This is a genomic window from Caballeronia sp. J97, from assembly GCF_905220305.1.
Classification (GTDB): domain Bacteria; phylum Pseudomonadota; class Gammaproteobacteria; order Burkholderiales; family Burkholderiaceae; genus Caballeronia.
Genome location: NZ_CAJMZL010000031.1, coordinates 43,829 through 66,625, shown reverse-complemented (window position 1 = coordinate 66,625; position 22,797 = coordinate 43,829). Strand labels below are relative to the sequence as shown.

26 protein-coding genes are annotated in these 22,797 nt (G+C 63.7%); 5 read left to right on the top strand and 21 right to left on the bottom strand.

Features of this window, described 5'->3' with window-relative positions; all coding sequences use genetic code 11:
- Nucleotides 1-12: 12 nt before the first annotated feature.
- From otnI to U4Y90_RS29330, 12 genes are all read right to left on the bottom strand, one after another.
- Nucleotides 13-801, bottom strand: a complete 789-nt coding sequence (otnI, locus tag U4Y90_RS29385; RefSeq protein WP_321799903.1) for a 2-oxo-tetronate isomerase — start codon at nt 799-801, stop codon at nt 13-15.
- 331 nt (nt 802-1,132) lie between these two features.
- On the bottom strand, nt 1,133-1,774 hold the full coding sequence (locus tag U4Y90_RS29380) for an aldolase (protein WP_321799902.1): 642 nt from the start codon (nt 1,772-1,774) through the stop codon (nt 1,133-1,135).
- Nucleotides 1,774-3,051: a 3-oxo-tetronate kinase gene (gene otnK / locus U4Y90_RS29375; protein ID WP_321799900.1), complete on the bottom strand. Its 1,278-nt coding sequence runs from the start codon at nt 3,049-3,051 to the stop codon at nt 1,774-1,776. The genes U4Y90_RS29380 and otnK overlap by 1 nt, the downstream gene beginning before the upstream one ends.
- A complete protein-coding gene (gene ltnD, locus U4Y90_RS29370; RefSeq protein ID WP_321799899.1) occupies nt 3,048-3,944 on the bottom strand; it encodes an L-threonate dehydrogenase in 897 nt (298 codons plus the stop codon). Before ltnD ends, otnK begins: the two co-directional genes overlap by 4 nt.
- A 9-nt stretch (nt 3,945-3,953) precedes the next feature.
- A complete protein-coding gene (locus U4Y90_RS29365) occupies nt 3,954-4,658 on the bottom strand; it encodes a FadR/GntR family transcriptional regulator (protein ID WP_321799897.1) in 705 nt (234 codons plus the stop codon).
- A gap of 87 nt (nt 4,659-4,745) precedes the next feature.
- Nucleotides 4,746-5,084 carry a thioredoxin family protein gene (locus tag U4Y90_RS29360; protein WP_321799895.1) on the bottom strand — a complete coding sequence of 113 codons (339 nt, stop codon included), beginning with the start codon at nt 5,082-5,084 and terminating at the stop codon, nt 4,746-4,748.
- 89 nt (nt 5,085-5,173) lie between these two features.
- A complete protein-coding gene (locus U4Y90_RS29355) occupies nt 5,174-5,734 on the bottom strand; it encodes a hypothetical protein (RefSeq protein ID WP_321799894.1) in 561 nt (186 codons plus the stop codon).
- A 33-nt stretch (nt 5,735-5,767) separates the two neighbouring features.
- The gene (locus tag U4Y90_RS29350; RefSeq protein WP_321799892.1) at nt 5,768-6,007 is read right to left on the bottom strand and encodes a hypothetical protein; all 240 of its coding nucleotides are present in this window, start codon (nt 6,005-6,007) and stop codon (nt 5,768-5,770) included.
- Between the two features lie 441 nt (nt 6,008-6,448).
- Complete coding sequence (locus U4Y90_RS29345; protein WP_321799890.1) at nt 6,449-6,976, bottom strand: chromate transporter; 528 nt, start codon at nt 6,974-6,976, stop codon at nt 6,449-6,451.
- A complete protein-coding gene (locus U4Y90_RS29340) occupies nt 6,973-7,521 on the bottom strand; it encodes a chromate transporter (protein WP_321799889.1) in 549 nt (182 codons plus the stop codon). Before U4Y90_RS29340 ends, U4Y90_RS29345 begins: the two co-directional genes overlap by 4 nt.
- Nucleotides 7,522-7,526: 5 nt before the next feature.
- Complete coding sequence (gene panE / locus U4Y90_RS29335; RefSeq protein ID WP_321799887.1) at nt 7,527-8,453, bottom strand: 2-dehydropantoate 2-reductase; 927 nt, start codon at nt 8,451-8,453, stop codon at nt 7,527-7,529.
- A gap of 52 nt (nt 8,454-8,505) precedes the next feature.
- The gene (locus tag U4Y90_RS29330; protein ID WP_321799937.1) at nt 8,506-8,847 is read right to left on the bottom strand and encodes a hypothetical protein; all 342 of its coding nucleotides are present in this window, start codon (nt 8,845-8,847) and stop codon (nt 8,506-8,508) included.
- Between the two features lie 285 nt (nt 8,848-9,132).
- On the opposite strand from U4Y90_RS29330, the gene gndA reads away from it, so the two are divergent.
- From gndA to U4Y90_RS29315, 3 genes are all read left to right on the top strand, one after another.
- Nucleotides 9,133-10,539, top strand: a complete 1,407-nt coding sequence (gene gndA, locus U4Y90_RS29325; RefSeq protein WP_321799885.1) for an NADP-dependent phosphogluconate dehydrogenase — start codon at nt 9,133-9,135, stop codon at nt 10,537-10,539.
- Nucleotides 10,540-10,700: 161 nt separating this feature from the next.
- Nucleotides 10,701-11,132, top strand: coding sequence for an STM2901 family protein (locus U4Y90_RS29320; RefSeq protein WP_321799884.1), 432 nt, complete (start codon nt 10,701-10,703; stop codon nt 11,130-11,132).
- Nucleotides 11,133-11,492 carry a DUF1493 family protein gene (locus U4Y90_RS29315; protein ID WP_321799882.1) on the top strand — a complete coding sequence of 120 codons (360 nt, stop codon included), beginning with the start codon at nt 11,133-11,135 and terminating at the stop codon, nt 11,490-11,492.
- Nucleotides 11,493-11,502: 10 nt separating this feature from the next.
- Here the strand turns inward: U4Y90_RS29315 and U4Y90_RS29310 are convergent, their stop codons facing one another.
- The 6 genes from U4Y90_RS29310 to U4Y90_RS29285 are packed head-to-tail and all read right to left on the bottom strand — an operon-like array spanning nt 11,503 to nt 18,233.
- Complete coding sequence (locus tag U4Y90_RS29310) at nt 11,503-12,624, bottom strand: Gfo/Idh/MocA family oxidoreductase (RefSeq protein WP_321799881.1); 1,122 nt, start codon at nt 12,622-12,624, stop codon at nt 11,503-11,505.
- The gene (locus U4Y90_RS29305) at nt 12,621-13,682 is read right to left on the bottom strand and encodes a sugar phosphate isomerase/epimerase family protein (RefSeq protein WP_321799880.1); all 1,062 of its coding nucleotides are present in this window, start codon (nt 13,680-13,682) and stop codon (nt 12,621-12,623) included. The genes U4Y90_RS29310 and U4Y90_RS29305 overlap by 4 nt, the downstream gene beginning before the upstream one ends.
- 45 nt (nt 13,683-13,727) lie before the next feature.
- Nucleotides 13,728-14,693: a substrate-binding domain-containing protein gene (locus U4Y90_RS29300; RefSeq protein ID WP_321799879.1), complete on the bottom strand. Its 966-nt coding sequence runs from the start codon at nt 14,691-14,693 to the stop codon at nt 13,728-13,730.
- A 33-nt stretch (nt 14,694-14,726) separates the two neighbouring features.
- Nucleotides 14,727-15,743: an ABC transporter permease gene (locus U4Y90_RS29295; RefSeq protein WP_321799877.1), complete on the bottom strand. Its 1,017-nt coding sequence runs from the start codon at nt 15,741-15,743 to the stop codon at nt 14,727-14,729.
- Nucleotides 15,724-17,211, bottom strand: coding sequence for a sugar ABC transporter ATP-binding protein (locus U4Y90_RS29290; RefSeq protein ID WP_321799875.1), 1,488 nt, complete (start codon nt 17,209-17,211; stop codon nt 15,724-15,726). The genes U4Y90_RS29295 and U4Y90_RS29290 overlap by 20 nt, the downstream gene beginning before the upstream one ends.
- A 2-nt stretch (nt 17,212-17,213) precedes the next feature.
- Nucleotides 17,214-18,233, bottom strand: a complete 1,020-nt coding sequence (locus U4Y90_RS29285; RefSeq protein WP_321799874.1) for a LacI family DNA-binding transcriptional regulator — start codon at nt 18,231-18,233, stop codon at nt 17,214-17,216.
- Between the two features lie 193 nt (nt 18,234-18,426).
- On the opposite strand from U4Y90_RS29285, the gene U4Y90_RS29280 reads away from it, so the two are divergent.
- The gene (locus tag U4Y90_RS29280) at nt 18,427-18,843 is read left to right on the top strand and encodes a YciI family protein (RefSeq protein WP_321799872.1); all 417 of its coding nucleotides are present in this window, start codon (nt 18,427-18,429) and stop codon (nt 18,841-18,843) included.
- Between the two features lie 9 nt (nt 18,844-18,852).
- Here the strand turns inward: U4Y90_RS29280 and U4Y90_RS29275 are convergent, their stop codons facing one another.
- The 3 genes from U4Y90_RS29275 to U4Y90_RS29265 form a co-directional block, all read right to left on the bottom strand.
- Nucleotides 18,853-20,046, bottom strand: a complete 1,194-nt coding sequence (locus U4Y90_RS29275; protein ID WP_321799870.1) for an acetyl-CoA C-acyltransferase — start codon at nt 20,044-20,046, stop codon at nt 18,853-18,855.
- A gap of 14 nt (nt 20,047-20,060) precedes the next feature.
- On the bottom strand, nt 20,061-20,768 hold the full coding sequence (locus tag U4Y90_RS29270) for an SDR family oxidoreductase (RefSeq protein ID WP_321799868.1): 708 nt from the start codon (nt 20,766-20,768) through the stop codon (nt 20,061-20,063).
- An 80-nt stretch (nt 20,769-20,848) separates the two neighbouring features.
- A complete protein-coding gene (locus U4Y90_RS29265; RefSeq protein ID WP_321799866.1) occupies nt 20,849-21,277 on the bottom strand; it encodes a MarR family winged helix-turn-helix transcriptional regulator in 429 nt (142 codons plus the stop codon).
- Nucleotides 21,278-21,615: 338 nt separating this feature from the next.
- Between U4Y90_RS29265 and U4Y90_RS29260 the strand changes: the two genes are divergently transcribed.
- Nucleotides 21,616-22,770, top strand: coding sequence for a branched-chain amino acid ABC transporter substrate-binding protein (locus U4Y90_RS29260; RefSeq protein WP_321799865.1), 1,155 nt, complete (start codon nt 21,616-21,618; stop codon nt 22,768-22,770).
- Nucleotides 22,771-22,797: the final 27 nt, after the last annotated feature.

Genomic DNA, 22,797 nt, shown 5'->3' with positions numbered 1-22,797 from the left:
TTCCTTTCCTGTTCACAGATAGGGTTTGAGCCAGCCGAGGCCTTCGGACGTGCCTGCCTTCGGCTTGTATTCACAACCGATATAGCCTTCGTAGCCGAGCGAATCGATCAGCTCGAAGAGATACGGATAGTTGAGCTCGCCGATGCTCGGCTCGTGACGCTCCGGCACGCCCGCGATCTGGATGTGCCCGATGCCGGCGTTCGGGCGCTTCATGTCGCGCTTCAACTTCGTCGCGATATCGCCCTCGACGATCTGGCAGTGGTAGATGTCGAACTGCACCTGCAGGTTCGGCGCGCCGATTTCGTCGCAGATGGCTTGTGCGTCGTCCTGACGGTTCAGGAAGAAGCCGGGAATGTCGCGGGTGTTGATCGGCTCGATCACGATGCCCATGTTGGCTTTCTGCGCTTCTTTCGCTGCGTATTCGAGGTTCTTCAAATACACCGCGCGATGTCGCTCTCTCGGCTGATCCGGTGCGATCAGGCCGGCCATCACGTGCAGCTTCTTGTTGCCCAGCACGGCGGCGTATTCGAGGCCCTTTGCGACGCTCTCCTTGAACTCTGCTTCGCGTCCCGGCAGCGAGGCGATGCCGCGCTCGCCCTTGGACCAGTCGCCCGGCGGGGCGTTGAAAAGCGCTTGCGTCAGAGCGTTGTCGGTCAGGCGCTGCTCGATTTCGTTCGCTGAATAGTCGTAGGGGAACAGGAATTCCACCGCCTTGAAGCCGTCTTTCGCCGCGGCGGCGAAGCGGTCGAGGAACGCGTGTTCCGGGTACATCATCGTCAGGTTTGCGGCGAATTTTGGCATTTGCGGTTTGCTCCTGGTTTCTGTCGGGCTTCTGCGAAATCCTGTTTTCGTGTCGGTCTATTGGTGCTGCCCCTGTGCGGGGCGGCAGTCACTTTCTTTGCTGCTGCAAAGAAAGTAACCAAAGAAAGCAGCTATCCCCATCCAAAGTACTTCACACCGGCCCCGGCACAGGCGATTGGCCTAATGGTCCGCCTGTAGCGAGTGCCCCCGCAAGCAGAACAGGGCTTGGATCGCGCACGGTCTGACTCGCCTGTCACTTCAGGGCGCTGGTTCAGCAATCATTCATCCGGCACCGCGCTGCGCGCTGCCGTTCGGTGCTTTTTGTTTCTTGTTACCAGTTCGCGCCGAACGTCTTCCTCAAATCCTCGATCGCCTCCTCCGGCAGTGGCTCCGGGCGCGGCATCATCGACAGATATAGCTGCGCCGTCTCCTCCAGTTCCTCCAGCGCATAGCTCGCCTGCGACACCGACTTCTCCCAGACGACCGGCCCCAGGCGGTCCAGCAGCACCGCGCGCACCTTCGACGCCAGCGCCGCCACCTCCTCCGCGACTGCCGCATCGCCGGGACGGCGGTACGCGATCAGCGGCACATGGCCAACCTTCATCACGTAGTACGGGGTGATCGGCGGAAGCACGTCGTCGTTCTTCCAGACACCCGCGAGCGTCAGCGCGACGAGATGCGTCGAATGCGTATGCACCACGCCGCGCGCCTCGGCGTTGTTCTCGTAGATGCGGCGATGCAGCGCCAACGTCTTCGACGGCCGCGAGCCCGACACGTGATTGCCCTCGAGATCGACCTTCGCGATGTCGTTCGGATCGAGACGCCCGAGGCACGCGTCGGTCGGCGTGATCAGCCAGCCGTCATCGAGCCGCGCGCTGATGTTGCCCGCGCTGCCGACCGTGTAGCGGCGCGCGTAGAGGCTCTCGCCGGTGACGCAAATCTCTTCGCGAATGGAGTTTTCGTTCGATGCCATCACAGTGCCTTCAACGCCTTCTCGAAGAAATCGGTCGTGCCGAAGTTGCCGGACTTGAGCGCGAGGCCGAGCGGCGCTTCGTCTTTCGCACCGATCGATTGCGTCGCCGGCACGCCCGGATCGATCTGCGGGCCGATGCGCAAGCTGCGCACGTCGAGCGCCTGCACCACCGCGCCGGACGTCTCGCCTCCCGCCACGACGAACTTGCGCACGCCGTCATCGCGCAACGTCCGCGCGATCGATGCAAGCGCGTCTTCGACCAGATGCCCCGCCTTCTCGACGCCCAGTTCCTTCTGCACCGCCTTCACTTCGTCAGGCGATGAAGTCGCGTAGATCAGCACGGGCTCGTCATGTCGGCGCGCGAATTCGACGGCGCTCTGCACGACCGGCTCGCCGCGCGACAACGCCATCGGATCGATGCGAAAGCTCGGCTTCGACTCGCGCCACAACGCGACCTGCGCGTTCGTCGCCTTCGATGCGCTGCCCGCCAGCACAACCGATTTGCCTTCGATCTTCGGCAGATCGGCGGCGTGTTCCGCATGGGCGAGCAGGTTCGACGCGCGGAAATTCTGCGGCAAGCCGAGCGCGATGCCCGATCCGCCCGTGATGAGCTTCAGGTCGCGGCATGCATCGCCGAGCACGTACAAATCGGCATCCGACACCGCGTCCGCGATCGCGAGACGCACGCCCTCCCGCTTCAACTCGTCGATGCGCGCGCGGATCGCGTCGGCGCCCTTGGCAATCGTGTCGTAGCGAATCAGTCCGACTTTCGATCGGGTCTGACGCTGCAGCACGCGCACGAGGTTCGGATCGGACATCGGCGTGAGCGGATGATTCTCCATGCCCGATTCGTTCAGCAGCACGTCGCCGACGAACAGGTTGCCGCGAAAGATCGTGCGGCCGTTCTCGGGGAACGCGGGGCACGCGATCGTGAATTCGTCCTTCAGCGCATCGAGCAAGGCGTCCGCGACCGGCCCGATGTTGCCTTGGTCGGTGGAATCGAAGGTCGAGCAGTATTTGAAGAAGAACTGACGGCAACCCTGCGCACGCAGCCATTCGAGCGCGTCGAGCGACTGGCGCACGGCGTCATCCGCGGCAATCGTGCGCGACTTCAGCGCGACGACGATCGCGTCCGTGTCGATCCGCGTTCCCGCTTCCGGAATGCCGATGGTCTGCACCGTGCGCATGCCGCCGCGCACGAGCATGTTCGCGAGATCGGTCGCGCCGGTGAAATCGTCGGCGATACAGCCGAGCAGTGCCTGCGCCGCTTGCGTCATTCCTTCGCTCCCTTCGGGACTTCGATGCCCGGAAAAATCTTGATGACCGCGGAGTCGTCCTCGCCGCCGTGACCGGCGGTGGACGCCATCATGAACATCTGATGCGCCGCCGCCGACAGCGGCAACGGGAATTTCGACGTGCGCGCCGTGTCGAGCACGAGGCCCAGATCCTTCACGAAAATATCGACGGCCGAGAGCGGCGTGTAATCGCCCGCGAGAATATGCGGCACGCGGTTCTCGAACATCCACGAATTGCCCGCGCTGTGCGTGATGACCTCGTACAGCGCGTCCGGATCGACGCCTTCGCGCAAGCCGAGCGCCATCGCCTCGGCCGCCGCCGCGATATGCACGCCCGCGAGCAACTGGTTGATGATCTTGACCTTCGAGCCCGCGCCGTGCGCGTCGCCGAGCCGGTAGACCTTGCCCGCGATCGCATCGAGCACGTCCTCGCAGGCGGCGTACGCGTCGGCGGGACCGGAGGTCATCATCGTCATGTCGCCGGAACTGGCTTTCGCCGCGCCGCCGGACAAGGGCGCGTCGAGCATGTGCACGCCCTTCTCGCCGATGCGCTTGCCGAGATCGGCGGCGAATTGCGGCGACACGGTCGCGCACGCGAGCACGACGGCGCCGGGCTTCATCGCGGTCACGGCGCCGCTCTCGCCGAACAGCACGGTCTCCGTCTGCGCCGCATTGACGACGACCGTCAACACGACCTCGCACTTGCCGCCCAGTTCCGCCGGCGATGCGCACGCGATGCCGCCCTCGGCGGCGAACGCATCGAGCACGGGCTTCCTCACGTCGCACGCATGCACCGCGAAGCCCGCGCGCAACAACGAGCGCGCGACGCCCATGCCCATTGCGCCCAGGCCGATGACTCCCACGTTTCGTGTCATATCAGATCCTTAACAGATGCCCGCTTCCGCCAGACGGCGCGCGGCGTTGATGAGATGCGTCTGCGCGGCGCCGCGCGCGGCTTCGGGATCGCGCGCGCGGATCGCCTCGACGATCGCCGCGTGCTCCTCGCGCACCTGTCGCATGAAGTCTTCTCGAAGCGCTTCGTTGCCGCGCGTGACGAGCGTGCCGGCTTCGAGATATTGATTCAGAAAGGTGAGGGTTTTCAGGAAGTAGGGATTGCCGGTCGCATTCGCGATTTCCCGATGGAACGCGACATCCTCCTCGACGCCGTCCCGGCCCTCGCGCACGGCTTCGTCGATACGCGCGAGCGCGTCATCGATGGCGGCGAGGTGTTCGTCGGTGCGCCGCAGCGCGGCTTCGGACGCCACCTCGGCTTCGATCGCCCGGCGCAGCGCGAGAATCTGCACGACCGCGCCCGGCTCGACGGCCTGCGCGTAATCGATGCGCAACGGCCGGATACCCGCCCGCTCGACGATGAACACGCCGCTGCCCTGCCGCGGCTCGACCATGCCTTCGTTCTTCAGCCGCGAGACGGCCTCGCGGATCACCGTGCGGCTCACGCCGAATTCCTGCGCGAGCACGGCTTCGGTCGGCAGCTTGCCGGTCACGGCGAAACTGCCCTTCTCGATCAACTGCTGCAATCGCTGCGCGACGGTATCGCTCAACGCGCGCGACGGAATCTTTTCGAACATGTGACTCGATGAGACTCGTAAGGTCATCGGGTCATCATACAAATTTTGAGGTAGGCATTCACCGAGGAATAACCCTCGGTTCGGGGCTTACTGCGCGAGCGGTTCGTCGATGAGCGCGAGCGCGTCGCGGATTTCGCCGACATCGCCGGGGCGCACGAGGCGCGCAACTTCCTTGCCGCCGAGCATGAAAACGAGCGTCGGCCAGAGCTTCACGCGGAACGAACGGCCGAGCGGGCGGCCGCTGCCGTCTTCGATCTTCATGTGCTTCACCGCGCGATGCCCCTGAAACGCCTGCGCGATCAGCGGTTGCGCGGCGCGGCAGAAGCCGCACCAGTCGGTGCCGAACTCGACGACCGTCGGGCCGCTCAGTGCGTCGATTTCCGCGCGCTCGGGCGCGGTCTTCGCGTATTCGATATTCATGCTCATGGCGTGCGTACCTTGCTCCTTTTCGGTGTCGACGAGTTCAGCAGAAACTCTGCCCGCCTGCCGCGACAGGCGGTGCGAGAACACAGATATTACGATCCGACCGCGATCGCCGTCACTTCGTGATGCAGTCCGCCGCTCACGGTCACCGCCATATTGGTCCGCAAAGCCATCATGAAAAGAACATTTCGATTGTCGAAGGTATCCTGGTTCGGCCACATGTTGACGCAGTAGCGCGCGCCGTCCTCCGTCTGGAGCACGTAAGTGATCGCGGCGCCCTGATTCTTGTCGACTATTCTCACCACCATTCCGGTGCGGCTGTCCTGGAGCTTCAAAAATCCGCAATTCAAGGACGGCAGCGGCGCATTGCTGCGCGCGACGGCCAGGCCGGTGATATTGCCGTTTTCATCGCCGGAGAGCGTAACGGGCAGGCCGTAATCGAATGCCATCATTAAAAGATTGTTTCTGTTTTCATAGACGGCGATATCCAGTTGACAGCAATACAAGGAACCGTCCTCGCATCTGAGAACGTAGTTGACCGCTTCGAATTCGTTGGAATCGATAATTCGAGTAAGAAACCCGCCTCTGACATCCTTGAGGAGCACGCCCCCGCGGACGAGCGGAACATTTGATGAAGCATTTTTTCTTTGCACGGGGCCTTCCTGTTTTTGAAAAAGATCACGACATCAATGCAGGCCGCTGTCACTGGCGAGCATATGAGGATCCATGCCGATGACCGCGGTTCGCACATAGCTATTGATTCCGCTGATCAGCATCACGGTCCGCCCGGATTCAAGCGCCATGCGCAAGAGCGCGTTTCTGTTGCGCCGCCGCCGCGCGTCCATCTGGGCGCAGTATCGGGGCCCTTCCCGCGTCTGAATGACGAAATTGACATACACCGATGCATCGGAATCCACGATCTTCATGACGGCGCCGATGCGAAGACCGTCGAGCGGAGTGCCCGGACATATGAGCGACGGAACCACCGACAAGCTTCCGATTTTCATTTCCTTGCTCCAGTTGCGGCATGACGCGACGCCTGAGTCAATGGGGACAGTTTCGCAAGAAAGGTAAAGGCCATTGAAAACATCTCCTCAGTTTCAACGCGCAGATATATCAGAGGATTTAGGCAGACTTTTAAAATTTCAGCAAAGAACCGATTTTTACCAAAAATAATAGTCATCCTAATTAGATTGGAAAACGATTAATCGATGTATTTTCTCCGAATGACAGGAGCGTAAATCTACGTAATCAAAATCCGATCAGTCAACAGCATGAATTGTCATATTTTGAGATCGGTATGACGAATGTCATTAGGACGGACGTCGGGATATTGTGAAAAAACGCAAAGCGCGCTTGTGCGAGGCCTATTGCCCGAAACCGGTCAATCCGACGAGCGCGCCGCCTGCGAGCAGCCACAGCGGATGCAGCCGCGTCTTATACGAGACCAGCGCGACGAGCACCGTGATGCCCGTCAAAGCCCAGGTTCCGTCCGACGCCTCCGCGATCAGCAGTGCGCTCGCGGCGACGAGGCCCGCCGTGATCGGCACGAGCCCGAGTTGGATGAAGCGCCGCCACGGACGATCCTTGAAGCGCTCCCACGCGTGCATCGCGCAGATGGTCACGAGCGACGACGGCCCGAACTTCGCCAGCGACGTGACGAGCACGCCGGGCCAGCCTGCCACATGCCAGCCGATCAGCGTGACGACCATCATGTTCGGACCGGGCGCGGCTTGCGCAAGCGCGAAGAGCGCCGAGAAATCCGCTTTCGACATCCATTCGTGAACCTGCACGACCTGGCGCTGCATCTCCGGCAGGATCGAATTGCCGCCGCCGAATGCGAGCAGCGACAGTTGGCTGAAGATCGCGGCGAGCGAAAGCAGATCGTTTTTCATCGGCGCATCTTCCACGCGATCAACACCGAAATCGGCGTGAAGACGAGCATCGTCGGCAGAAGCGGCGTGCGCAGAATCGCGATCGCCGCGAACATCAGCAGCGCGACCATCGCTGCTTCCGGCTTGCGGCGCAACGGCCACATGATCTTCACGGCCATTGCGACGAGCAGGCCCGCCGCCGCGGCCGCGAGCCCCGCGAACAGATGCGCGACGCGCGGATCCTGATGCGTGCGTTGATAGATCACGCCGAGCCCGATCACGACCAGCGACGGCCCGACGAGCAGCCCGAGCAGCCCCGCGAGCGCGCCCGGCACGCCGCGAAAACGCATGCCGATAGCCACCGACAGATTGATCACGTTGCCGCCGGGCAGAAATTGACAGAGACCGAGGAGATCGGTGAACGCGTCGGCGTCGAGCCATTTGCGGCGCTCGACGATCTCGCGCCGCGCGAGCGGCAGCGCGCCGCCGAACGCCGTCAGCCCGAGCGTCAGAAAGCCGATGAAGATTTCGGCGACCGTGGGCCGGGGCGCTTGATCGCTGGACATGTCGCTCAGGCCCGCGCCCGGCGCGCTTCGTAAGCCTTCAGATGCGTGTAGGCCACCGCCAGCGCCGACACGCCCTGGATCGGCGTGCGCCGCCGCGACAGCAAATCGCCGACAATATGATCCGCCTCGATCGGCGCGCCATTCTCCAGGTCGCGCAGCATCGACGCGGTCATCAGCGAGCCGCGCTCCGAGAAGAACGCCCGCGCTCGCGCGATGACCGCCTCGCCGGGCGCGTGCGCGTGGTCGCCGGCGATGCCGCAGCATTCGTCGAAAAGCTGAAAGAGCAGCGCCTCGCCGCCCGGCGCCGCGAGAATATCGCCGATGGGCGCGCGCATCAGGCACGTGCCCGTCGCGAGTGTCGCGAGAAACACCCATTTGTCCCACATCGACTGCAGGATGTTCTCGCTCACATTCAGCTCGAAGCCCGCGCCGCCGAGTCGCGCAGCGATCGCCTCGATGCGCGGCGAGCGGCCGCCCGCGCGCTCGCCGATGGTTATCGAATGCAGGTTGTTCAGGTGCAGGATCTCGCCTTCGGCGTCGAGCGTCGCGGCGATCACGCATTGGCCGCCGAGCACGTTCGCCGGGTCGAAGCGCGCGTCGAGCGCGTCCAGATGGCCCATGCCGTTCAGGAGCGGCAGGATCGCGGTGTCGGGACCGACGGCCGGCGCGAACGAATCGATCGCGCCTTGCAGGTCGTAGGCCTTGCAGCTCAGCAGCACGAGATCGTAAGGACGGTCGATGTCCTTCGCGAGCACCATCGGCGGACACGCGAATGCGAGATCGCCTTCCGGGCTCTTCACTTTCAGGCCGCACTGGCGCAGCCGCTCGGCCCGACGCTCGCGCACGAGAAAGGTGACGTCCCGGCCCGCTTCGAGCAGCCGCGCACCGAAATATCCGCCGATGGCCCCCGCGCCCACTACCAGAATCCGCATGTCCAGCTCCCTTTGATTGAATGCACCTTTGCACGCCTGCTCAAGACTTGCTTCACGCCTGCCAGACGCCGTAGCCCGCTTCCCGCAAGCCGATGGCGAGTTCGACTTCCATGTCGCGCGCGCCGTCGTAGGGCATCGGGTTGTACATCTCGTACAGATTCGGCAAGAGCCGCAACCCGAACTCGCGCACATAGCGATTCGACTGAATGCCTGCCTTGTGCTTGTCGAACCGCACGTCGGGATCGATGCCCGTCATGCCCACATAGACGAACGGCATGCCGGGCACGTAGTCCGGATTCGCGCGCCGGAAACGCGCCTGGTTCCAGACCGTGCCCGACAGTTCGACCACGTAGACGGAGTAATGATGGCTGCGCGCGCGCCGGGCGGACGGCATGTTTCGGATGGCCTTCGCGGCGTGCTCGTTGCGGGCGTCCATTCTATGACGGCGACGCGCTCAGCGCTCGATCGCACGGCGTGCCCCCTGCCGGATGCGCCTCAAAGTGGTAAATTCGGGCGGTCTGCGCTCGCGCAAAACGATCGGACTACGGCACGGCCCATCGCGCCGCCGATCGAATCCGGAGACGATCTCTCGCGCGCGGGCGCCGCCCCATCGACACGTTTTCATCCCGAAGCCGCGCGCCACGAGCCGCGCGACGCTTCGGTCATCCGGAGATCAAGCATGAGCAAACAAGCTATCGGCGTGGTAGGCCTCGCCGTCATGGGCCGCAATCTGGCCTTGAACATCGAGAGCCGCGGTCACGCCGTTTCGGTCTATAACCGCAGCCGCGCCAAAACCGACGAACTGATGGCCGAGCATCCCGACAAGAAGCTCGTGCCGACCTACACGCTCGAAGAGTTCGTCGCGTCGCTCGAAAAGCCGCGCCGCATTCTGATGATGGTGAAGGCCGGCGCCGGCACCGACGACACCATCGCTTCGCTGCGTCCGCTGCTGGAAAAGGGCGACATTCTCATCGACGGTGGCAACACGCATTTCACCGACACCATCCGCCGCAACCAGGATCTCGCGAAGTCGGGCCTGCATTTCATCGGCACGGGCGTGTCGGGCGGCGAGGAAGGCGCGCTGAAGGGCCCGTCGATCATGCCGGGCGGTCAGAAGGAAGCCTACGAGCTCGTCGCGCCGATCCTGACCGAGATCGCCGCGAAGGCGCCGGACGGCGAGCCGTGCGTCGCGTACATGGGCCCGGACGGCGCGGGCCATTTCGTGAAGATGGTGCACAACGGCATCGAGTACGGCGACATGCAACTGATCGCCGAGAGCTATGACGTGCTGAAGCGCGTCGCCGGTCTGTCGAACGAAGAGCTGGGCAAGGTCTATGTCGAGTGGAATCAGGGCGAACTGGATAGCTACCTGATCGAGATCACGTCGAAGATCTTTTCGAAGAAAGACGAAGAAACCGGCAAGGATCTCGTCGATGTGATTCTCGATCGCGCCGCGCAAAAAGGCACGGGCAAGTGGACGAGCCAGAACGCGCTCGATCTCGGCGCGCCGCTGCCTTTGATCACCGAAGCGGTGTTCGCGCGCGTGCTGTCGTCGCTGAAGGATCAGCGCGTGGCGGCGAGCAAGGTGTTGAGCGGCCCGACGCCGAAGTTCGACGGCGACCGCGCGGCGTTCGTCGAGTCGGTGCGGCGCGCGTTGTATCTGTCGAAGATCGTGTCGTATGCGCAGGGTTTCGCGCAACTGCGCGCGGCGTCGGAAGAGTACAAGTGGGATCTGCATTACGGCGAGATCGCGAAGATCTTCCGGGCGGGCTGCATCATCCGCGCGCGCTTCCTGCAGAAGATCACCGATGCGTACAAGACGAATCCGCAGCTCGCGAATCTGCTGCTCGATCCGTATTTCAGCGACATCGCGGCGAAGTATCAGGATGCATTGCGCGATGTCGTCGTCGCAGCGGTGAAGGCGGGCATTCCGGTGCCGGCGTTCTCGTCGGCGATCGCTTATTTCGACGCGTATCGGTCGGAGCGGCTGCCCGCGAATCTCGTGCAGGCGCAGCGCGATTTCTTCGGCGCGCATACGTTCGAGCGCACGGACAAGGCGGGAAGCTTTCACGCGAACTGGGCGTGAGGATTCGAGCGGATTCGATCTGGTAGTGAGAGACGCGGCTCCTGTGGGAGCCGCGTTTTTTATTGCCGCCGGGCCGCGACAAGTCTGCTTAATCGCAAGCGTCGATTGATTAGTTATACGAAATATAATATTTCGATGTTTCGAATGACCTGCGGATAAATATGACCAATCGCTATACATACGGCTTACACACGGCTCTGGAACCCGCCGAACTATTCCTTCTGATCACGGTCGATGAAACCTATAGGCAAACCGGCCTGGACGATCTGACGGGAATTGCGATGGTCCTGCTCGGGCAGCCATTCGTTCCGACTCGCGGGAAATTCAGAGACGCGGTCAAGGGCACGTCGGTCGCATCGATCGTCTCAAGAACGATGCTCCCTATCGATATCAAATACAGGATTTTGCCGACTGTAACGTCGATCTCGAGCCTCTTCATGCTGCGCATCAAGTTCACTCGTAACTTAGGCGCATTCGTTGGACGAGCGATTCCCGGCGTTGGTTGGGTGCTTCTCGCCTCGGATGTGTCGACGATTCTGTTTCGCTCCGTACATCTCTATAACGACATAGTGGAACCGGAGGATCGTCTATAAATGGTCGCCAAATCGCAAGACTGGGAGCGGCTCGTCGACTACTTTGAAGCCAGGATCGGCAAGCCGCTCTTGGGCCGGAATCGCTTCACGCCCGAGACCGACCTGTATCACGACCTCGACTTGAATCCACCCGAGATTTCGGCGCTGCTCAACGACTGGGGAACGACGTTCGGCGTCGACATGAGCGAGTTCGAGATCGGCCATTACTATCCCTTCATCCGGCTCAACAGGCCCGCGTTTCTATGGGCGCTGCTCACATCGCCCTTCAGCCGAAAAGCCCGGGAAACACTCGGCGGCTGGCAACTGACCCTTGGCATGCTCGAGGATGCGATGACGCGAGGAAAGTGGGTGATCGACTAACGCATCCGCTTCAATCCACGCCCACCCACTCCCCATTCCTCCCGCTGCTCCTCAACACCGCCGCGACGAACCTCAACCCCGCGACTCCGTCCTCGACGGTCGTCAGCCAGTCATCCCCCTGTGTCGTCCCGCTCGCGATACACGCCGCCGCATCCGTATAAACCTGCGCGAACGCTTCGAGATACCCTTCCGGATGCCCCGCCGGCACGCGCGTCGCGTGCAGCGCTTCGGCACTCTGCACGCGGCCGCGCGTGATGCGCTCCGACGCGCCGCCTATCGGCGTGAACCACAATTCGTTCGGCTTCTGCTGATCGAATGCGATACCCGCCTTCGTCCCATACACGCGCAGCCGCAACGCGTTCTCTTCACCAGCGGCGACCTGACTCGCCCACAACATGCCGCGCGCGCCGCTCTCGTAGCGCAACATCGCCTGCACGTGATCGTCCACGCGACGGTTCGGCACGAAGGTCGTCACCTCCGCCGATAACTCCGCGGGCCGCATTCCCGTCACGTACTCGGCGAGCTGATACGCATGCGTGCCGATATCGCCGAGACAGCCCGCGGGGCCCGCCAGAGCCGGATCGGTGCGCCACGCCGCTTGCCGGTTGTCCTGCGTCTCCACTGGCAACGACAGCCAGTCCTGCGCGTACTCGACCTGCACGACGCGAATGTCGCCGAGCAGGCCGCGCCGCACCATGCCGCGCGCGTGCCGCACGAGCGGATAGCCCGTATAGGTATAAGTCACCGCGAACACGCGATCCTTCTCGCGCGCGAGTTTCGCGAGCGCCTCGCCTTCATCGAGCGACACCGCCAGCGGCTTGTCGCAGATCACGTGGATGCCCGCCTCGAGGAACGCGGTGGCGATCGGCGCATGCAGATGATTCGGCGTGACGATCACCACGGCCTCGATGCCGTCCGAGCGTCCCGCCTCGACGCGCGCCATCTCGCGATAATCGTCGTAGCTGCGCGCGAGGCCGATCGCCGCCGCGCTCGATGCCGCGCGCCGCGCATCCGAAGACAACGCGCCCGCGACCAGCTCATACCGGTCATCGAGACGCGCCGCGATCCGATGCACCGCGCCGATGAACGCGCCCTCGCCGCCGCCGACCATGCCGAGCCGCACACGATTCATCGCTTCTCTCCGATGCCGAGCACGCCGCGCATCTGCTCGCGGCTCGCGCCGCTGCCGGCGAAGTCATCGAAGGCGCGCTCAGCCACGCGGATGATGTGATCGCGGATGAACACCGCGCCTTCTCGCGCGCCGTCTTCCGGATGCTTCAACGCGCATTCCCATTCGAGCACGGCCCAGCCGGGGAAATCGTATTGCGCCATCTTCGAGAAGATCGCCTTGAAGTCGATCTGGCCATCGCCGAGCGAACGGAAGCGTCCCGCGCGATCGACCCATCCGGAATAGCTGCCGTACACGCCCTGCCTCCCGTTCGGCCGGAACTCCGCGTCCTTCACATGAAACGCCTTGATGCGCGAATGATAGATATCGATGAACGCGAGGTAATCGAGCTGCTGCAGCACGAAGTGGCTCGGATCGAACAGGATGTTCGCGCGCGGATGATCGTCCACCGCCGCGAGAAAGCGCTCGAACGTGACGCCGTCGTGCAGATCTTCGCCCGGATGAAGTTCGTAGCACACGTCGATGCCCGCGCGATCGAACTCGTCGAGAATCGGACGCCAGCGCTTCGCGAGTTCGTCGAACGCGGCTTCGACGAGGCCCGCCGGACGCTGCGGCCACGGATAGATATAAGGCCACGCGAGCGCGCCCGAGAACGTCACGTGCGCGGCGAGGCCCAGCCGCTTCGACGCGGCCGCCGCGAGCTTCAACTGCGCGATCGCCCACCCGGTGCGCGCCGCGGGATCGCCGCGCACATGCGGCGCGGCGAAGCCATCGAACAGCGTGTCGTAAGCGGGATGCACCGCGATCAACTGGCCTTGCAGATGCGTCGACAACTCGGTGATCGCGACGCCCGCATCGTCGACGGTGCGCAGGATGTCATCGCAATACGCATCGCTCGATGCGGCCTTTTCCAGATCGATCAGACGCGGATCGGCCGGCACCTGAATGCCCTCATAGCCGAGCGAAGCCGCCCATGACGCGAGATTTTCGAGCGTATCGAACGGCGCCTGATCGCCCATGAACTGCGCGAGGAATATCGCCGGGCCTTTGATGGTTTTCATCTTTCGCCTCTAGGGAAGGAAGGCCGGATGAACGGCCTTCGCACATCAGAACGGCGAGTTCGGGAAATAGAACTGCTTGGCGTTGTCCTTCGTGATGAGCACCGACGGGATGATCGTCGTCGGCGGCAGCTTGTCGCCCTTGAGGCGCGCTTCGGCGGTGAGCTTGATCGCGTCGTAGATGAACTTCGGCGAATACGAGACATCGGCCTTCACGCGCGGATCGTCGTCGATGATGCGCTTCACCGCTTCCTTCGATCCCGCGCCGCCGAAGACGATCTTCACGTCCGTGCGCTTCGCCTGATCGATGGCCTTCAGCACGCCGACCATCATGTCGTCATCGGCGGCCCACACGGCATCGATATGCTTGAAGCGCGTCAGATAGTCCTGCATCACCTTGAAGGCGTCGTCGCGATTCCAGTTGGCGTATTTCGCATCGAGAATCTTGATGTCGGGATATTGCTTCATCACGCCTTCGAACGCGTTCCAGCGCTCGTTGTCGAGCGTCGTCGGAATGCCGCGCAGCGCGACGATATCGCCCTTGCCGTTCAGCGCCTTCGCGAGATATTCGGCAGGTATCTTGCCGAACGCAGTGTTGTCGCCGGCGACGTAAGCATCTTGCGCGCTGGTGTCGGTCAGGCCGCGATCGACCACCGTCACGTAGACGCCCTTCTTCTTCACCTGCGCGACAGGTTGCGTAAGCGACGCCGATTCCTGCGGGAAGATCACGAGCGCGTTGATCTTGTTGACGGTCACGAGATCCTGCAACTGATTTGCCTGTTCGGGCGCGGTGCCCGCTGTCTTCACGATCACCTTCAGGTCCGGATGCGCCTTCTCCAGTTCCTTCTTCGCTTCGTTGGCCCACCACACGATGCCGCCCGTGAAGCCGTGATCCGCGGTCGGAATGGCGACGCCCAGCACGACCTTGTCGGCGGCGAAGGCGGACGACGAAGCAGCGGCGAGCGCACTGGCCGCGAGCGTGAGCGCGCCGAGCGCGCGAAGCATGTTCTTCATGACACTGTCTCCTTAGTCTTGTGAAATGACCGGCTAACGACGACCGCGCTGCAAGAAAGCGACGAGGATGATCACGGCGCCCTGCACCGCCGCGTTCAGATACACGCTGATGATGCTCGTGAGATTCAGGATGTTGTTGATGACCGAAAGCAGAATCGCACCGATGACCGTGCCGATCACGCGCCCTTCGCCGCCTTTCAGCGCGGTGCCGCCGACCACGACCGACGCGATCGCTTCGAGCTCCCACAGGAGACCCGTCGTCGGCGTGGCCGACCCTAAACGCGGCACATACAGGATCGTCGCAACGGCGACGCACAGACCGAGCAACACATACGTGACGATCTTCACGCGATCCACGCGAATCGCCGCATAGCGCGCGACTTGTTCGCTCGAACCGATCGCCTGGACATGTCGTCCATACACGGTGCGATTCAGCACGAGCGCGCCGCCCGCCGCGACGATGAGAAAGATCCAGATCGGCACCGGCACATGCAGCAGGCTTGCGTAGTACACCGGTCCATACAGGTCGACGAGCGAGTTGTCGAGCGTGAGCGCGCCGCCATCCGCGAGCCATGTGAGCAGCGCACGAAAGATGCCGAGCGTGCCGAGCGTCACGATGAACGGCTCGATGCGCCCTTTGGTCACCAGCACGCCGTGCGCGAAGCCGAACAGCGCACCGAGCACGAGCGCGAGCACGATGCCGAACGCGATGATCAGAAGCGGCGGCACCGCGTGGCCATGAAAGCCCTGCATGAGCGCGTTCATCATGTAGATCATGCTGCCCGCGATCAGCGCGGCCATCGAGCCGACCGACAGATCGATGCCGCCGGAGATGATCACGAAGGTCATTCCCACCGCGATGATGCCGATGAACGACGTGCGCGTGAGCACGTTCATCGCGTTGTCGACGGTGGCGAAGTCGCTGTTGAGCAAGGTGCCGCCGATACACAGCGCGATCAGCCCGATCAGTGGCCCGACGCCGAACAGAAAGCGCGCGAACGCGGAGAGTCGGCTCTCGCTTTCGGTGTCTTCAGTGTGTGCCGGTCGCATGCGCGATCAACCTCTCTTCGGTCAAAAGATCCATGCCGAGCGTCGCGACCAGTTCGCCGGCGCGCATCACCGCGACGCGATGACACAAGCCGATCAGCTCGATCAGTTCGGACGAAATCACGATCACCGCGCGGCCTTGCGCGGCCAGCCGATGAATCAGGAAATAGATATCGCGTTTCGCGCCGACATCGACGCCGCGTGTCGGTTCATCGAGCACGATCACGCGCGGATCGGGATCGAGAAACTTCGCGAGCGCGAGCTTCTGCTGATTGCCGCCCGATAACATGCGCGCGCGAATCGACGTGTTGCCCGTGCGAATGCCGAAATCCTTCACCGCGCTCTTCAACGCGTCGCGTTCCGCGCGCACATCGATGAGCGGATGCGCGTAGCGCTCCAGCGTCATCATCGTGAGGTTGTCCTTGAGCGCCATGTCGACGTGCAGGCCACGGCCTTTCCTGTCCTCGCTCAGGTACGTGAGGCCGTGCTTCATCGCTTCGCGCGGACTTTTGAGCCTGACCGTTTCGCCGTCGATCGCGACGCGCCCGGCGCTCAACGGACGCAAGCCGACGAGCGCTTCGAAGAGCTCCGTGCGCCCCGCGCCGACGAGTCCCGCGAAGCCGAACACTTCGCCCTTGCGCACCGAAAAGCCGATGCCGTCCGCCCAGCCGGGAACCGATGCGCCTTCTACTTCGAACGCGACCGGCGCGTCGTCGGGCAACAGGGGTTTGTCGGGGAACATGTCCGAGACTTCGCGGCCGACCATCAGATTCGCCATCTGCTGGCGCGTGAGTTCGTCGGTCGGCGCGCGCGCGACGAAGCGGCCGTCGCGCATCACGATCACTTCGTCGGTCACGCGCTCCACTTCGTCGAGCTTGTGCGAGATGTAGACGATGGTCGTGCCCGCAGCCTTCAGACGCGCCATCAGACCGAAGAGCCGCTGCGTCTCGGAAGGCGTCAGCGTCGCGGTCGGCTCGTCCATGATGAGCAGGCGCGCGTCGCGCAGCATCGCTTTCGCGATCTCGACGAGCTGCTTCTCCGCGACGATCAGATCGCGCACCTTCGTGTCCGGATTCTTGTGCAGTCCGACTTCGGTCAGTCGCGCGCGCGCGGCGTCGCGCATCGCGGGTTCATCGAGAAAGAAGCCCTTCTGCAACTCGTGCCCGAGGAACATGTTCTGCGTGATGCTCAGGTGATCCGCGAGATTCAGTTCCTGGTGAATCAGCACGATGCCCGCATGTTCGGCGTCGCGCGAACTCGTGAAGCCGCGCTCACGCTCGTCGATGAAAATCTCGCCCGCGTTCGCGCGTTCATAGCCCGCGAGAATCTTCATCAGCGTGGACTTGCCCGCGCCGTTCTCGCCGAGCAATCCATAGATGCGGCCCGGCGCGAGATCGAAGGTGACGCCGTGCAGCACGCGCACCGGCCCGAACTGCTTTTCGATGCCCTGAAAGCGCACGGCGAGGCTCATCGTCACGCGCTCCTTCGGCATATCAGCCGATGCGGCAGCAGCACGCCCGGCACATGCGCGCGCGGATCGCGCAGGCGCTTGAGCAGCAGGTCGGCGGCGGTTTCGCCGAGCAGTTGCATCGGCTGGGAGACGGTCGTGAGCGGCGGATCGACGTGCGCGGCCACGGCAATATCGTCGAAGCCGACGACGGCGACATCGTCCGGCACGGCGAAGCCCGCGCCGCGAAAGCCGTTCATCACGCCGATGGCGAGCGTGTCGGAGACGGCGAAGGCGGCGGTCGGGCGCGCATCGCCCAGCGAAGCGAGTTGCGCGGCTGCGCGCTCTCCGGCGTCGTAGTCGAGACTGTCGAGCTCGATCAGCCACTCGGAACGCGGCTCGATGCCCGCGTGCATCAGCGCATCGCGATAGCCCGCGAGCCGCTGACGTCCATACAGATAGCCCTGCCCCGAGTTGATCAGCGCGATGCGCCGATGCCCCTTGCCAACCAGATAGCGCACCACGTCGCCCGCCGCGAGATGGTTGTCGATGCCGACGTAGGGCACGCCCGCCGCCGGATCGAACTCGCAGCACGCGACCCACGGCAGCGTCGAGGCTTCTTCGGCGAGCGCCTTTTGCACGGCGGCGGGATCGAGACAGATGGCGCCGTCGGCGCGGCGTCCGCGCAGAAGATCGAAATAGCTTCGCTCGCGCAGCGGGTCCGCGCCGGTATCGCACAGCAGCATGAAGTAGCCGTTCTGACGCGCGACGCTGTCGATGCCGCGCACGATCGCCGCATAGAACGGATTGCCGAAGTCGGGGACCATCGTGAGCAGCAGGCGGCTTTCCGCCGTGCGCAGATTGCGCGCAAGCTCGTTGATGCGATAGCCGCTCGTCGCGACCGCTTCGAGCACTCTTTCGCGCGTGGTCTCGCGAACGTTCGTGTGCCCGTTGAGCACGCGCGAAACCGTGGCGACCGACACGCCCGCGCGCTCGGCGACGTCGGCAATCGATACTTCATCGCGTGATCGAACCGTATCTGACATCGCCTGGTCGCTTGCCGCGATCGAGATGTAATGGATTACATTATTTGGTCGTACGGGTCGCGAAGGCAACAGCAATCGACTAGGGAGAAACGCTTAAGGGCGGGCATGTCGATCTCGTGTCATGTTGCTCGTCGTGAGGTGTGAGCGTACCGATCACGCTCGATAAATACACGAACTTCAAGGAGCAATCCACATGCGATTCATGATGCTGATGATCCCGCGCGGCTACGAGAGCGCGGAACCGGGCGCGATGCCGAGCGCGGAGGCCGTCGCCTCGATGATGAAATACAACGAGGAACTGCAGAAGGCCGGCGTGCTGCTCGCGCTCGACGGACTGCATCCGCCGTCGATGGGCGCGCGCGTCACCTTCGAAGGTGGCAAGCCGCGCGTCACCGACGGACCGTTCGCCGAAGCGAAGGAAGTGCTCGGCGGCTACTGGATGCTCCAGGTGAAATCGCGCGAGGAGGCGATCGAATGGGCGAAGCGCTGCCCGGCATCTGACACGGAGATGATCGAGGTGAGGCAGGTCATGGAGATGGACGACTTCCCGCCGGACGTGCAGCAGGCCGCGGCGGGATTCGATGAAATGCAGAAGGCGTCGAAGAACTGACGCGAACGTCTACGCGAGCGCCTCCAGCGCGAGCGCGATCCCCTGTCCGCCGCCGATGCACAGCGTCACGATGGCGCGCTTCACGCCGTCGCGGCGCATCGCGTGAGCGAGGCGCGTCGTGAGGACCGCGCCGGTCGCGCCGATCGGATGCCCGTGCGCGATCGCGCCGCCCTCCACGTTGACGATCTCCTCGGGCACGCCGAGCGATTTCGCCACCGCGATCGGCACCGCCGCGAACGCTTCGTTGATCTCGAAGCGCTCGACATCGCCGAGCGACCATCCCGCGCGCTGCAACGCCTGCTGGACGGCGGGCACCGGACCGAGGCCGAACATGCCCGGCTCGACCGCCGCGACGCCGAACGCCGCCAGCCGCACGAACGGCTCGATGCCGCGCGCGTCCGCCTCCTTGCGGCTCGTCACCAGCATCGCCGACGCGCCGCTGTTCAGCCCCGGCGCATTGCCGGCCGTGATCGTGCCGTCGGGACGGAACGCCGGACGCAGCTTCGCGAGCGTGGCGAGCGTGGTATCGGGACGCGGCTGTTCGTCACGCGCGAACGCGACGGTTTCCCTGCCCTGCTTCACATCGATGCCGACGATTTCCGCATCGAACACGCCATCTCGCTGCGCCGCCGAAAAGAGCTGCTGCGAACGCTCGGCCCAGCGGTCCTGCGCTTCGCGCGTGATGTCGAGCTTCGTCACGAGATCTTCCGTGTGCCAGCCCGAATGCTCGCCGGAAAACGCATCGACGAGACCGTCGCGCAGCATGCTGTCGTAGATCTGCGCGTTGCCCATTCGATAACCGCGCCGGCCGCCATCGAGCAGATACGGCGCGCGATCCATGTTCTCCATGCCGCCCGCGATGGCGAGTCGCGCCACGCCCGCCGCGATGTCGGTGGCCGCCGTCGCGATGGCCTGCGCGCCCGAGCCGCACACGCGATTGACCGCCATCGCGGGCACCGAAACCGGCACGCCGCCGCCGACCGACGCCTGCCGCGCGGGATTCATGCGGTTGCCCGCCTGGATCACGTTGCCGAACACGACGGAATCGATCGAGGCCGGATCGAGCGCCGAGCCCGCGCGCGCCAACGTCCCGGCGATGGCCGCCGCGCCCAGATCGACCGCCGGCGTATCCTTCAGCGAGCCGCCGAACGCGCCGATCGCCGTGCGCACCGGATGACACAATACGATTTCTTGCGCAAACATCACTTCCCTCCCGATCAGCGCGGAATGCCGGTGAGATACAGCGGCTTTTCAGTGGACAGCGACTGCTTGACGGCGCGGCCGGTGTCGTCGACGAGCACTTCTTCCTGATTCTTCTCCACCGCCGCGAGCACTTCGCTCACGACATGCGCAGGCGTCGATTTCGGCGCGGTGACCTGCGCGGTCATGTCGGTATCGATGTAGCCGGGGTGCGCCGCCACGACGAGTGTGCCCTGCTCGCGCAGTTCCTCGCGCAGCGCGTTGGTGGCCGCCCACGCCGCCGCCTTCGAGATGTGATACGCGCCGCCCGCGGGCAGCGAAATCCAGCTCAGCACCGAGAGAATGTTGATCACCGCGCCGCCGCCGTTCTGCTTCAGCACGGGCGCGAACGCCTGCGTCAGCGCGATCGGGCCGAAGGTGTTGATCTCGAGCAGATCGCGGATGCCTTGCGTCGATGCCGGATCGACGAGCAGGCCGCGCGTCGTCACCCCTGCGTTGTTGACGATCACTTGCACGTCGGTGTAGGTCGCGGCCGCTTCCGCGATATCGGCGGGGCTCGTCACGTCCAGCCGGATCGCTTCGACGCCGGGAATGTCGACGCTGCCGGGTTCGCGCGCGGCGGCATAGACCTTCGACGCACCCGCTTCGAGCAACGACTTCGCGAATTGTCTGCCGAGACCGCGATTCGCGCCGGTGACAAGTACCACTTTTCCTTTGATCTGCATGAACTGCTCCGACTAATTGTGCATATACACTAATATCCATGAACAAAAGGCCCGCGCGCGGCGAGCCTGCCCGATGCCGCTCACTCCATCGTCGTCAGTTCGAATAGCGACTGGCGCAACGCCTTAGCGCGCTTTTCGCCGAACTTCGCTTCGAATTCCGCCTGCGCCACGCGCCATTGCGCCGATGCCTTCACGAGCGTTTCCTTGCCGGATGCCGTGAGACGCAGCCCGACGGCGCGCGAACTGGCCGATTCCTGCGCCGCTTCGACGAGGCCATCGCGCTGCAAAGGCTTGAGCGCACGAACGAGCGTGGTGCGGTCCATCACCATGTAGTCGGAGAGTTCGATCATCTGCACGCCGGGCTTGCGCCCGATCGCCGCGAGAATGGTGAACTGCGCCGCCGTGATGCCGACCACGTTCAAATGCCGCTCGTACAGTTGCGACACATAACGCGCCGCCTGACGAATCGCGAAACAGTTGCAGTCGAGAGGAGAAGAGCTGGAAGTCATGCTTCGAAGGATATTTGTGCATATGCACTTTGTCAAGCGAGGGATTTCGATCGACCGGCAGGCGCGGCCCGGAGATGGTCGTGAATCGTCGCGCGCGGCGTCGCGGCGAAACGCGCAAAGCCGCCCCGGACGGGCGATCGCGGCTTTTCGGGCCTATGCCGAAATCCGCATCGGACGCGCAACTAAACACCAAGACGCGGAGAAATTGGTTTTCTACATTGCGCATGTCCGCTGCTGTGCCGGCTGCGCGCGAAGCGGCTGTTTTCATCGGCCCGACTTGCCGGCACGGAACCGGTCTCGTTCCATTCGATTGCCAAATGAAAAAGGAGAGGAAAACCATGCGCTTCCGTACCAGACCTCTGGCATGGCTCGTGGCGTGCGCCACGGTCACCTTCGGCGCCGTGCCCTTTGCCGCGAGCGCCGACGAACTCCCGGTCAAGGTGGGTTTTGCCGCGCCGCTGACCGGCGCGAACGCGGGATACGGAAAGGATCTCCAGAACGGCGTGCAGCTCGCGCTCGACGAAGCCAACGCAAAGAAGATCACGATTGGCGGCAAGACGGCCAAGTTCGAGATTCGCGCGGAAGACGATCAGGCCGACCCGCGCGTCGGCGTGCAGGCGGCGCAGAAGCTCGTCGACGATGGCGTGGTCGTCGTCGTCGGGCATTTCAACTCGGGCACGACGCTGCCCGCCTCGCCGATCTACAACAGCGCCGGCATCCCGACGATCGACCCCGCCGCGACCAATCCGACCATCACGACGCGCGGACTGGAGAACATGTTCACGGTCATTTCGAGCGACGCGCAGAACGCGGGCAACGCCGGCGTCTATGCGGTGACGACGACGAAGGCGAAGCGCATCGCGATCATCGACGACCGCACGGCCTTCGGTCAGGGCGAGGCCGACGAGTTCGAGAAGGCGGTGAAAGCGAAGGGCGGCACGATCGTCACGCGCGAATACAGCGACAACCAGACCGTCGACTTCAGCGCGCAACTCACCCGCATCAAGGCGACCAATGCGGACCTGATTTTCTTCGGAGGCCTCGACCGGCAAGCGGCGGCGGTCGTCAAGCGGATGAAGCAGCTCGGCATGAACGCGCAGTTCGTGGGCGGCGGCGGCGTGATGGACGCCGACTTCCTGAAACTCGCCGGCGACGCCGCCGAGGGTGCGCAGGCGTGGGAATACGGCAGCCCGCTCGACAAGCTTCCCGAAGGCAAGGCGTTCAGCGACAAGTTCCAGAAGCGCTTCGGCGTCGCGATTCTTTCGTATGCGCCGTTCGGCTACGACGCCGCGTGGGCCGCGATCAACGCGATGCAGAAGGCGAACTCCACCGATCCGAAGGTTTATCGGCCGGTATTGAAGACGAACAAGTTCGATGGCATCACCGGGCCGATCGCCTTTGACAGCAACGGCGCGCTGAAGAATGCATCCTCCACGCTGTATCAGGTGAAGAACGGACAGTGGGAATCGGTCGTCACCAAGCACGGCATGTGATCGAAACGCTTCGCGCGGCTGACCGCG